General features: G+C 67.6%; 8 protein-coding genes and 1 pseudogene. 2 read left to right on the top strand and 7 right to left on the bottom strand.

Annotated features, from left to right (window positions below; genetic code table 11):
- Positions 1-337: 337 nt before the first annotated feature.
- The 3 genes from ACIBD9_RS18070 to ACIBD9_RS18060 form a co-directional block, all read right to left on the bottom strand.
- Positions 338-1,261, bottom strand: a complete 924-nt coding sequence (locus tag ACIBD9_RS18070) for a hypothetical protein (protein WP_396718982.1) — start codon at positions 1,259-1,261, stop codon at positions 338-340.
- A gap of 230 nt (positions 1,262-1,491) precedes the next feature.
- Entirely contained in the window at positions 1,492-1,638 is a 147-nt protein-coding gene (locus tag ACIBD9_RS18065; RefSeq protein WP_396718980.1) for a DUF6223 family protein, read from the bottom strand.
- A 317-nt stretch (positions 1,639-1,955) separates the two neighbouring features.
- Entirely contained in the window at positions 1,956-2,225 is a 270-nt protein-coding gene (locus tag ACIBD9_RS18060) for a hypothetical protein (RefSeq protein ID WP_396718978.1), read from the bottom strand.
- A 287-nt stretch (positions 2,226-2,512) separates the two neighbouring features.
- Here ACIBD9_RS18060 and ACIBD9_RS18055 point away from each other — a divergent pair, with 287 nt between their 5' ends.
- Entirely contained in the window at positions 2,513-3,502 is a 990-nt protein-coding gene (locus tag ACIBD9_RS18055; RefSeq protein WP_396718976.1) for a hypothetical protein, read from the top strand.
- Between the two features lie 279 nt (positions 3,503-3,781).
- Here ACIBD9_RS18055 and ACIBD9_RS18050 read toward each other — a convergent pair whose 3' ends face one another.
- From ACIBD9_RS18050 to ACIBD9_RS18035, 4 genes and pseudogenes are all read right to left on the bottom strand, one after another.
- Positions 3,782-6,301 (bottom strand): excinuclease ABC subunit UvrA, encoded by a 2,520-nt coding sequence (locus ACIBD9_RS18050; protein ID WP_396718974.1) that lies wholly within the window; start codon positions 6,299-6,301, stop codon positions 3,782-3,784.
- Between the two features lie 197 nt (positions 6,302-6,498).
- Positions 6,499-7,029, bottom strand: coding sequence for a pyridoxamine 5'-phosphate oxidase family protein (locus tag ACIBD9_RS18045; protein ID WP_396718972.1), 531 nt, complete (start codon positions 7,027-7,029; stop codon positions 6,499-6,501).
- Between the two features lie 616 nt (positions 7,030-7,645).
- Positions 7,646-7,746 (bottom strand): annotated as a pseudogene (locus ACIBD9_RS18040) (transposase); the annotation flags it as partial.
- A gap of 79 nt (positions 7,747-7,825) precedes the next feature.
- Complete coding sequence (locus ACIBD9_RS18035) at positions 7,826-9,196, bottom strand: lectin (protein WP_396718970.1); 1,371 nt, start codon at positions 9,194-9,196, stop codon at positions 7,826-7,828.
- 645 nt (positions 9,197-9,841) lie between these two features.
- Here ACIBD9_RS18035 and ACIBD9_RS18030 point away from each other — a divergent pair.
- A complete protein-coding gene (locus ACIBD9_RS18030) occupies positions 9,842-11,098 on the top strand; it encodes a serine hydrolase domain-containing protein (protein ID WP_396718968.1) in 1,257 nt (418 codons plus the stop codon).
- Positions 11,099-11,173: the final 75 nt, after the last annotated feature.

The following is an 11,173-nucleotide window of genomic DNA, read 5'->3' as shown; positions in this document are numbered from 1 at the left end:
ACGCGAGGACCGCGTGCGGGTGTTCAACGGTTCAGGTCCGTGCTGTCGACGATTGCGACCGTCAACGCGGTACGAACACCGATCGTCGCGGCACCGCTGCGAAGTCGCCTCGCCGTAAAGTCATTCACCATCGCCACGCACATGCGTCAACCCCCCATAAGACGCATTGAGGGTATGCCAACCGAGGAGCCGCTTTCAGGCACAATCGGTAGAAACAGGACAAATAGCCGCCCGGACGGGTCTGAGCGTGATTTCGTGAATCGTGAAAGACGCTCGGCGGATCGCGGTCGGCCCGCCAGTCAGACCAATCGGGACGGACCGAGGGACAGCACGCCGACTACCGGTTCAGGTCGTCAAGAACCGACGCCGGCAGCGCCGGATGCCCTCCGTCACCAGCCACCATGGACGGAGCCGACGCCGCCGCAGCGGCGCCGCCCCGGTGACGCCGGAGCATCCAGCCGAGCAGGAGCACAATTACGAGGCCCCCCACCGTCGGACCGATGAGGTGCAGCGGGAGGATGACGACCGTCGCCTGCGCGCTCCCCGCCCGGCCATCCGAGTTCGGCACCGCGACCGTCACCCGACAGACGCAGATCAGGGGTGGATCGTCCCACCGGGCGCTGACCTGTCGGCTGCCGTCGCGCAGCAGGGTGAAGTCGGGGAACGTCACGTCCTCCCCCGCCACCCGTGCCCGCAACCGGTCGGCCGCGACGAAGTCGCGATGAAGGGTGCCGACGTTGCGTACCGTTGCGGTCAGCGCCAGCGGACCACGCAGCGCGAAACCGGGCGCATCGACCTCGGCGACCTGCACCGACTCGATCGCGTCGCCCGGCACCGTGACGTAGACCGGCGCGCCGACACTGCGGCGGATGCTCGTCCCGGGTGCATTGGCCGGCGGTGGCGCCGAGAAGATTACCGCTACCTGGTGCTCGCCGGGTTCGGCGTTCGCCGGTACCGCGATCCGGAGTTCCACCAGTTCAGCCGCACCGGGGGCAAGCAGAAGACGCTTCGGGTCCACCGTGACCCAGTCGATCGCCGTGTGCGCCGCATCCGAGCGGAACGTCAACGCCCCGGCGGGGTCCACCGCGAAGCTCGCGGTTCGCATCGAGACGTCGATCGCCGACCGACCCCGGTTGGTCACAGTGAACTGACGCGGCTGCCCGATCTCGTCGGCTCGTACGACCATCCGGCTGGGGCTGACGGTCAGCGAGAAGTCCGACTGGTCCTGCGGAACGGTGCTGGCCGGCACGATCGGCGTCATTGCCAGCAGCACCGGCAACACAGCACCCGAAATGTGAGGCAAAATCGATACCTGTTCAGGGTGTATTGAGGCGAAAGATAGGCTCTTATCCTAGCTAGAACTTGCCGTCGCTATACCACGATTTGCCCCAAGGACCGTCGGCACCTGGGCGATCACGCTGCTCGGAGCGAGACCGGTGGTCAGCCGGCGAGGGTGATGTTGTGGAGCCGTTCGCTCCATTGGTGTGGATGTCAGGCGGTGCGGCGGCTGCGGGCAAGCACGATCCCACCGAGCAGGGCGGCGGTCGGCCCGAGACCGAGGGCCGCGGAGCCACCGACGATGCCGTTGCCGGTACCGGGTCCACCGTCGGCGGGGGCCACCGCCGATTTCCGCTTCACGTTACGGATGGTGCGGCGGCAGGGCCAGCGCGCCAGCGAGCCACGAGGGCGGCGGCGGTGGCCACGACGCGATCTAGGTTGCGGACCTGGTGCAGCGGGCACGGGTGAACGGCCTCGACACAACGCTGACGATCGAGGGCACCACTTGGGATTGCCAGCCACGGTAGACCGGACCGCGTACCGGATCGTGCAGGAGTCGCTGACCAACGTCACCCGACACGCCATGGCCGCCACCGCCTCGGTCCGCGTCGAGTACCGTCCCGACACGATCATCGTTCAGGTCGAGGATGATGGACGGCGACGCCGGCTTCCGCCCATCACGCGTCCGACTCGTACGGCAACGGCTTGAGTCCGTCCTCGCCTTGCCACCAGCGCGAGTCCTTACCGTAGTAGATGGTACGAGCCCAATCGTCCGGCGGTTCGTGGAAGATCAGGTCCATATCGCCGATGTGGTCGAGGTGTCCCCATGCCTGGTTCACCCGGCCCACCGCCTCGTCCCGAGTGATCGGGAATCGCACCAGCATCTCGTGTAGAACCTGCTCGACGAAATCTCGAGCCTTGTCGGACATACGCAGTTGCAACTCCACGGCGCGCTCCTTCGCTTCACCGCACCGGATGCCTGTCCATCATGCCCGATCGAGCAGCGGACCGATCCTTCCCATGCCAGGGCCAACTCGTGACCGTCGGATACGGCAGCCAGGACCGGCGACAACCACACCGACTCGACGGCACGGGACGAGGCGCACTCGCGCGGCGGAGTCGATATGGGCTTTGCCGGCTGCGGGCCGGTGCGCACATCGGAGTTTGCGGACGCCGCCCTACCGCCTCCAGCCATCGAGCCCAGGACCTGTACGCGGACCATACGATCCCATCTATGGTCCGCACCACACCTCCGCGTCCCCTGGATATCACCGCGCTCTTCCCCGAACTGCGGGAACATTCCGTCACCGCTACCCGCCTGCATCCCCGACCCGGCGCTCCGACCGTTACGGACAGCTCGGTCGGCGGACCGCTGTTGTGGCCGGCCGACGAGGAATGGCCGGTCTGCGACGACGCCGGGGCGCACGAGCCATACAACCTGACCACCCCGGCCGCCCTGCACCGCAGGCGGGAAATCCTCGCGACCGCGGAAGCCCGCAAGCCGCTGCCGGGCGGGGACTTCTTGACTGCCGAGGAGCGGGCCGAGCTCGATGCGGCCGACGCTCTGCAACTGGACGACCTGATCGAGGATCCCATCCCGTTGGTCCCGGTCGCGCAGCTGTACCGGCACGACATCCCGGACTACGCCGGTCCGGACGGCACCGACCTGCTCCAGGTGCTGTGGTGCCCATTGGACCACTCGGACCGACACTACAGCCCTCGCGTCTTCCTCTACTGGCGCAACAGTTCCACCGTCGGCCCGCTACTCGAAGCGCCTCCCGAACCGCCGGTGATCAGCGACATGTACCTGCCGCTTCCGTGCGTGGTGCACCCCGAGCAGGTCCACGAGTACCAATACGCCGACCTGCTCCCCGATGACCTACGCGAACGGCTCAACGAGTGGGACGACCACGAAGACGAAAGCCGCCCCCACTATCAAAGCGACTTGTCGCTCGCGCCGGGATGGAAGGTCGGCGGGTACGCGAACTGGTCACTGACCGACCCGTACCCGATGGACTGTGCCGCCTGCGGCACCACGATGACCTTGATTCTCACCGTCGACTCAAGCGACTGGAACGGCATGCATTGCAGCTGGCGCCCGACCGAGGAAAACCCGACCGCGTCCCCAGACACCGTCGGCGTGCAAATCGGACGCGGATACTCGCTGTACACCTTTCGCTGCCCCACATCATTCGACCATCCCCCGGCCACCGCTATGCAGTGACGCGGCCTCCGTCCTCGCCTTCTGAATACTTGTGCGCTGCGTAGCCGTCGGCGACGAGCGCTCCGACCTGCCGCTCTTTGCTGCGGTCGGGCTGGCCATCCCATTCAACGCAACCCCGGCGGCTCACACAGTCGGCACGGTCGACGGGCCTGCACCAGAAGCGGCTCGACGCGCTCACCTACCGCGAGCTCGACGTCCTCCGCCTGATGGCACATGGGGCCTCCAACCAGGACATCGCCGAACAGCTGTTCCTGGCGGCAACCACGGTCAAGACCCACATCAGCTCCCTCCCTCTTCAACAAACTCGGCCTCTGGGCGCAGGTCTTCTCGTATCTCCAGGAGCGGTAGGCCCGCCGCGTACCGCCGGAAAAAGGTGGCGGTCGGGGTGTCGGCTGTCGCGACGGCCTCCGGGGCGCCCGCCGCGACGACCGCGCCCCCATCCGGCCCGGCTCCCGGCCCCAGGTCGATCACCCAGTCCGCGGACGCGGCGACGGGGATGTCATGTTCGGCCACGACGACGGTGTTTCCCGAATCCAGTAACACGTCGAGCGCGTCCACCACACGCTGGATGTCAGACGGGTGCAGGCCCGAGACGGGCTCGTCGAGAACGACGAGACCAGCCTTGCGGCTCGCCGCACCTCGCTGGATCGCGGACGCCAGCTTCAGCCGCTGCGCCTCGCCGCCGGACAACTCTGTGGCGCTCTGCCCGAGTTGGAGATAGCCGAGCCCGACCTGGTTCAGAGCACCCAGGGTCTCCGCGAGCTGCCGAGGCTCGGAGAACTGCTCTACGGCCTCGGCGATGGTGAGCTCCAGCACCTGATCGATGGCCAATCCCCGGTACGTAACCTCCAACGCATCCGGCTTGTAGCGCCGGCCCTCGCACCCGTCGCACACCACCCACACGTCCGGCAGGAAGTGCATGTCGACCAGTTTGCGGCCATAACCGGTGCAGGTCTCGCAGCGGCCACCGCCTGCGGTGTTGAAGCTGAACCAGGAGGCGTCGACCCCCCGCCCGCGCGCCACGTCGGTCTCGGCGAACAGCTTGCGGACGATGTCGAACGCCTTGCTGTACGTAGCCGGGTTGGATCGCGGCGTCCGTCCGAGCGGTTCTTGATCGACGACGGCGACCCAGCTGAACCCCTCGATGCCGGTCACCTCCCGCACCGCGTCGGTCGCCGTTCCGTCCAGGGCGGCCCCCACGCTCGCCCCGAGCGCGGCGAGGAGGCTGCTCTTGCCGCTGCCGCTCACGCCGGTCAGGCAGGTGAGCCGACCGGCGGGGAACCGCACCAGGCTCGCGGTGACGTTGTGCGCACGCAGGCCGTGCAGCTCCACCCAGTCGGTGTCATCCCCTACCGGGCGGCGGGTCCGGTGCAGCCGCGGCCCCTCGCCGGCCAGATAGCGCCCGGTCAGCGACGTGGAATGAGCGGCCACGTCGGCGGGAGGCCCGGACACGAGGATCTCACCGCCGAATCGGCCCGCGCCGGGCCCCATGTCGATCACCCAATCGGCTCGGGCGATCAGCTCAGGGTCGTGCTCGACGAGGAGCACTGTGTTGCCGGCCTCGCGCAGCTCCAGGGCGATGTCGAGCAGGTGTGCCTTGTCCGCCGGATGCAGCCCGGTGCCGGGCTCGTCCAGGACGAAGATGATGCCGCTCAGTTCGGTGCTGAGCTGCGCGGCGAGTCGGGTGCGCTGCAACTCACCCCCGGACAGGGTCGCTGCGCTCCGGGACAGTTGGAGATGGGCCAGGCCGAGCCGGTCAAGGATTCCGAGCCTCCGGCCGAGGTCCTGCAGCAGCGGTTCGCCCACCTCACGCTGCCGGACGTCCAGCTCCTTCGCCACGCGTTTCGCCCAGTCGCGCACCTCCCGCACCTCCACCTCGAGCAGGTCGGGGTAGGTCAGCCCGCCGAGCTGCACGGACCGGGCCACCTGGTCGTACCCGCTGCCGCCGCAGGTGCCGCAGGGCTGTTTGCGCATGTACGGCAGGTAGCGCTGCTTGGCGCTGGACGTCTGGGCGTTCACGAACACCCGCTCCACCTCGGCGAGCGCGCCCCGCAGCGGCTGGCTCGAGGTGTAGGTCACCAGGGCCGTCTCATTCCTGTTCGACATGTCGACGGTCGCCTCGATCTTCTCGTCACCAGTGCCGTGGAGCACGCAGTGACGAAACTCCTCAGGCAGCGACTGCCACGATCGGCTGAGGTCCACGCCCCGCTTCTCGGCAAGCGCCGGCACGAACGCGTGTTCCCCCGAGCGCCACTTGGCATACCAGGGCGAGGCCCCCTCGAAGAGCGGAAGCTCCGGATGGGTGATGACCAGGTCCTCCTGCGCCTGCCAGCGCCCGCCCACCCCGTGGCAGTCCGCACAGCTCCCTTCGGGCGTATTGCGGTCGAAGTGAGCGGTCGTCAGATACTCGTTCCCACTCTCCCCCGCCTGGTCTGCGCCGATCCCTGGAAGGCGCGAGTACAGCAGCCCCAGGTGCCCGTCAATGCCGGTGATCGTCGCGACGGTGGAACGGGGGTTACGGTTCAGGCGGCGCTGGTCGACCGCGAGCGTCGCGCTTAGGCCCAGGATTCGGTCCACCTTCGGCCGATTGCGCTGCGTTATGTACTGCCGCACGAACGGCGAGAGTCCTTCCAGATACCGTAACTGGGCTTCGTTGTGCAGGGTGTCGATGGCCAGTGAGGTCTTGCCGCTGCCGCTCACTCCGGTGAAGGCGACGAGCTGTCCTTTGGGAATGCTCACGGACACGTCCCGCAGATTGTTGGTACGAGCCCCCACCACGTCGATGGTGTCGCGTCCCATCCTCGCGACACCCGATCCGATTTCAGTCAACCTTCGCCCGCCTCTCACACGCGAGGCAGGGCGCGGGCGTGCAGCCCCTGCCCTGCCGAACAAACCGAACACGCGCTTCACCGCAGGTCGCCGTCCAGGGGACCTGCGCGGATGCCTCACCGATCTCTCAGGACGTGGCTGGTCTTGATCCGGCCACCGCCGCGGGATCAGGACTGGGACAGGCCAGGGAGCTTCGCGATGTCCGGCGCGTAGGCGGCCATCCAGTGCGGTTGCAGCCGGTAGTAGACAACGTCGGTGTCCCAGTCGAAGAGGTCCTCGCCGTAGAAGTCCTTGAGGTACGCCAGCACGTCCGGCCAGTCGTCGGCCGGCTCGCCGACCTGTGGGTTGAGGATCTCGGCCCTACCGTGCGTGAACACGCCCAGATCCTCACCGCGCATGTGCGCGGCGCTCACGGCGGGCCGCGCCGAGAGATGGCGAGCCTTGGCCGAGCCGCGCGCCGTGCCGAAGAGCCACTTGCCGTGCAGGAAATGCCCGTCCACACCGCTGATCCGCGGCTCTCCCTTCGCCGTCACGGTGGACAGGGCGAGGGTGCACATGCCACTGAGGACGTGGGTGAGCTGCTGCGCCGTCAGAGTGCGCTCGGTGCTGATGATCGAGCGGAGGTGCGAGGTGGAACGGGACAGGGAGGCACCAAGGAGAGCCTGAAGCTCTGTGAGATCTTCCGAAGTTTCGCGCACGGAGGTCCTTATCTGTTCGAGTTCCCGGCTTACGCCGCACCATCGGCGTCGACCAGCAACCCATGCTCGACCCAAAACCTGACACCTTGTGTCTTGATTTCTTCACCGGTTTTGCGGACACCATTTGGACGGCACGCCCGGACTGAGGACGCTCATCCCGGTGCTCACCAGCGAGGTCACCAGACAAGGCCCGGCTCAGGGCGTCATACTCGACGCCTGCTGGACCTCCTGCTCATCTCGGTGCTGCGGGTGTGGTTAGACCGTCCCGAAGCTGAGGCCCCAGCCTGGTACCGGGCCCACACCACCCGGTTGCCGGCGAGGCGCTGCGCCTGTTTCCACGACGACCCGGCGATCGATTGGGCACTGGCGCGGGTCGCTGCCGAGGTCGACGTGTGCCACCTCGGCGGTCCAGCGCTGCCAGGCGCGGTCGAGCAGTTCGAGCAGGACCGCCTCGCGGGAGTCGAAGTACTTGGGATCGCGGATTTGGCGAGCCGGCTGCGGCGGCTCAGCTCGTTGAGGGTGATACCTGGACTTCGGTTACCTGCGGAATTCACCCAAGCTCCGGTTCTGGTGTACCGCGGCGTACCAGGCCGGGTCGTCGGCGGCGGGTGCTTCACAGAACCCCGTTGATGCCCTGCCGGTGATCCCGCCACCGCCCCCGAGCACACCCGGCTCGGGCAGCAGCGGCGGGGTCACCGTCCACGTCTCATCCGTCAACTCGCCCCGACCAGCACCGGCACCGGCACCGGCACCGGCACACCGTCAACGATCAACCACCACATGATCAGGACACGCCCTAGACGAGGTCGAAGGACTCCCACGGGCCGATCGCCGCGCGGTTCGCGATCAGCGCCCCGGCGCCGGCGTTCTCGGCGCAGACGTACATGCCGTTCGCGCTGCTGCGGAAACTGACACTGCCATCCGGGTTCGCCACCCGCGTGAACGTCTCCCAGCCGCCGAGCGCGTCCCGGTCGGCCACCAGCGCCGCCGCGCCGGCCTGCTCCGCACAGACGTACTTTCCGGTCCTGCTGGACTTAAGGGCCACGAGACCGCCACCGGCGTCGACGATGGTGAACTTCTCCGACGCCGACGTCAGCGAGGCGACCAACGGCGAGCCCCCGACGAAGCGGCCGTTGGCACGGGCCCTGATACCGACGGCGGCGGGCGGGGTCGGCGTGGAGCCGCCGATCACCGGCGCGGTCGGCCGGGTGGCGGTCAACGCGATCGTGCCCTTGAGCATCCGGCCACCGTCACCGCTGAGCCGCAGGTAGTAGTCCGCCGAGCACGTCGTGCCGTCCTCGTCCAACGGCAGGAACTTCGAGCCGACCGGAACGAACGCCGCGGTCTCGGCCGTCTTGGCGATCTGGTTGCCCTCGTTGTACTCGTCGAACATCGAGATGTAGATCGCCGGTGCGCCGGCCCGAATCACGTTGTAGAACTGCCGCCACATGAAGTCGCCGTGTGCGCGCTGGCGTTCCTGGAGATCACCGGGCAGCACACACGGCTGGTAGTCGATGCCGTGCGCCACGCAGTCCCGCACGTCGGCCACCGTGACGTTCGTGTAGAACCAGTCCGACCCGGCCGCGTCGCCGATCCGGCCCACCATCCACGGCGAGATCATGTCGTACGCGTGGTAGACGTCGGAGAAACCGGGCCGCGAGTCGCTGTCGCCGTTGCGCCAGTGCGTCGGCGTACCACCCATGACGTACACGCCCTGGGCCTTGAACCAATTGATGACGTCCAGGCAGACCGGGGCACTCCACGGGTGGTTGGTGTCGTTGAAGCCGAACCCCCAGATGCCGACGACGGGCTTGCCGTTCTGCTTCGCGTACGCCGGGGAGGCCGTGTACGCCGTCATCTTGCTCGTCCAGTCGTCCTTGATCTGCTGCTGCATGTCCGTCCAGCCGCTGACGTCGTACATGATGTAGAACTTGCGCCCGAACTCTTCGGCCGCGTTGCGGACCTTGATCGTGACGGCGTCGCGGATCGGGCCCTCCCCGCCGACCGGGTTGAAGCGCTGCAGCGCTGCGGTGTCCAGCCCGTTCTCCTGCATCCAGCGGAAGTGGGTGTCGACGGTTTGCTGGTCGTAGGACGAGAACAGAGACGCGGGTTGCCCGTTGCCCAGGTTCTGGTAGCCGGTCTTGTACACCCGGTCGTAGTCGCGCACGTCCGGCCACGACTTGAGCGCCTCGTTGACCGGCGAGGGGGTTTTCTGCCAGTCCTGGCCGTAGTGCCACCACCCGACAGCGGGCTCCCGTCGCCGGCCCCGGTGAACCAGCCCTGGTAGCCGACGGTGACCTTGCCGACCACGTCTCCCGGCGGGCTGACCGCAGCAGCGGCGGGACTGGCCGCGAAGGCGTCGAACGAGACCCCGGCGACGGTGGCCGTGGCGCCAGCCATCGCGGAGCCGAGCAGGGTGCGGCGGGACAGTCTCATGAAGGCGGCAACTTTCCTCAGGGGATGTTCGCCCGGATCGTAGAGATGGGGATGATCCGGACGGGATGAGGTTAGTAAGCCTGTTTGTCGACCATCAAGCCGAGCGGTCGAACTTCAAGGAACCTTAAGAATACGAGGTGCCCGGGAGGCTGTCTCGGGGACTGATTCCCGCCGGTGGTCAGCGCGAGCAGATCGGTGATGGTCACGTCGGGCTCCACCGCGTCGGCCAGCGCGGCCCGGCGTACCAGTGGTTCGTATAGCGAGCGTATCGAAAACTGCATACACCGCCGCAACAGTCTTCCGTCTTCAGTGGAGGGATGAACCACAGCACACGACCGTCAGTGTCAGGTTTGTCGACTGGGGAAGGACCGTGATCATGGATTTTGATTCGGCACGTGGCATTGACCGGCGGCGACTGGTCAAATGGGGCGGGCTGGCTGCCGCTGGTGTGGTGACGGCCGGCGCGCCGCTGGTGAGCCCCGGGACCGGCCACGGCGATTCGGCCCCAACCGGCTCGTCCGGGCACGACCAGATGCCGCGGGACACCCTTCCCGGCGGCGCCTACGACCGGTACGTGGCGCAGCTCGCCGCCGCAGGCAAGTTCTCCGGCGTGGTACTGCTGTCGCACCGGGGCCGGACGGTGCTGTCCCGCAGCTACGGCATGGCCGACCAGGAGAAGGGGATCCGCAACCACGAGGGCACGGCATTCAGCCTCAGTTCGGCGGGCAAACCGTTCCACGCGGTGGCCATCTTGCAGCTGGCACAGCAGGGCAAGCTACGGCTGTCAGACACGGTGGGCACCCACCTGACCGGCTTCGCCACGGACATCGCACACCAGGTGAACATCCACCACCTGCTGTCCGGCACCTCCGGGCTGGACTCCCCGGATGAGGACGTGCAACGCGTCTTCCAGAGCCGGGACGAGGTGCACGAATACTACGAGCAGCGGGCCCGGCAAGCGAAACTGGTGGGCGTCCCGGGAACTCCCACCACCACCCACGCCGAGGCGGAGGTCACCATTTCCGCGCTGATCGTGGAGGCCGTGGCCGGCACGACGTACTGGGACTACATCCAGGAGAACATCTTCAAGCGCTGCGGCATGACCGGCTCGGCGTTCTACACCCGGCCCCAGTGGCTCACCGACAAGCACATCGCGCACCCGTACATGAAGCTGGCCGACGGCAGCGTGGTGGACGCCATCCGCAACCTGGACAAGGGCAGCCCGTCCCCGTACGTACTCGGCAAGAACCCGGGCCGCGCCTTCATCGACGCCCCCGGAGACGGCGGCTTCGCCACCGCGCCGGACCTGGTCCGGTTCGCGCACGCGCTGGGCGACGGCACGCTGCTGGACCGGCCCTGGGCCGACGTGCTCACCGGGGCCAAGATCCCCCACGGACCGACGTCGTTCGGCGCGTACGGGATCCCGATCAAAATCGTCAACGGCCAGTGGATGTACCAGCGCGCCGGGGGCAATCCCGGTGTCGGCGCCAACTGGAGCATCTACCCCTACAGCGGCTGGGTCGGCGTCATCCTCACCAACGGCGACTCGGACAGCGTGTCGCTGGTGGACATCATCGGGCAGCAGACGCAGGCCATCACCGGGGCTCCGGCCGGCGGCGCGGCCGGCGGCTGAGGGGTGGGCGACGATTCCGTGTATCGCGGACGTATCCAAAACTGGATACGCCACCGCAACGGCCCTCCGCCTCTA

It is taken from the genome of Micromonospora sp. NPDC050784 (assembly GCF_044456765.1).
In the GTDB taxonomy this organism is placed as follows: domain Bacteria; phylum Actinomycetota; class Actinomycetes; order Mycobacteriales; family Micromonosporaceae; genus Micromonospora; species Micromonospora foliorum.
This window is presented reverse-complemented; position numbering and strand designations above follow the sequence as displayed.